Here is a 977-nt window from a genome sequence, read left to right as displayed (position 1 = left end):
GTTCCTTAACAAGGGTTCTCCCGCTCGCCTTAGGATTCTCTCCTCACCTACCTGTGTCGGTTTGCGGTACGGGCACCAGCATCCTCGATAGAGGCTTTTCTCGGCAGTGTGAAATCGGCTGCTTCGCCTTACGGCTCCCCATCAGCACTCAGCTTATCCTCCCGGATTTGCCTAAGAGGCATACCTTGTGCTTTGGACACACATATCCAGCAGTGTGCTCAGCCTATCCTCCTGCGTCCCCCCATCTCTCAAACGGCTGCTGGTGGTATCGGAATATCAACCGATTGTCCATCACCTACGCCTTTCGGCCTCGGCTTAGGTCCCGACTAACCCTCAGCGGACGAGCCTTCCTGAGGAAACCTTAGGTTTTCGGCGAATAGGATTCTCACCTATTTCTCGCTACTTATGCCAGCATTCTCACTTCTTAGCAGTCCACCAGTCCTCACGGTCTGACTTCAACCCGCTAAGAAAGCTCCCCTACCACTCATGCGTAAGCATGAATCCATAGCTTCGGTGGCATGTTTGAGCCCCGGACATCTTCGGCGCAGGACCTCTCGACCAGTGAGCTATTACGCACTCTTTAAATGAATGGCTGCTTCTAAGCCAACATCCTGGTTGTCTTAGAAGTCCCACATCCTTTACCACTTAACATGCACTTTGGGACCTTAGCTGATGGTCTGGGCTGTTTCCCTTTTGACTTAGGATCTTATCACTCTAAGTCTGACTCCCGGGCATCAAGACTATGGCATTCGGAGTTTGATAAGGTTCGGTAACCTAGACGGCCCCTAGCCCATTCAGTGCTCTACCTCCATGTCTCTAACCCGAGGCTAGCCCTAAAGCTATTTCGGGGAGAACCAGCTATCTCCGAGTTCGATTGGAATTTCTCCGCTATCCACAGCTCATCCCATGGTTTTTCAACACCAACGTGGTTCGGGCCTCCATTGAGTTTTACCTCACCTTCACCCTGTCCATGGATA

Annotated in this window: 1 rRNA gene; it reads right to left on the bottom strand. The window is 51.8% G+C overall.

Features of this window, described 5'->3' with window-relative positions:
* Nucleotides 1–977 (bottom strand): 23S ribosomal RNA (locus tag TCEL_RS13255); the annotation flags it as partial.

This window comes from Thermobrachium celere DSM 8682, assembly GCF_000430995.1.
Taxonomy (GTDB): Bacteria; Bacillota; Clostridia; order Clostridiales; family Caloramatoraceae; genus Thermobrachium; species Thermobrachium celere.
This window is presented reverse-complemented; position numbering and strand designations above follow the sequence as displayed.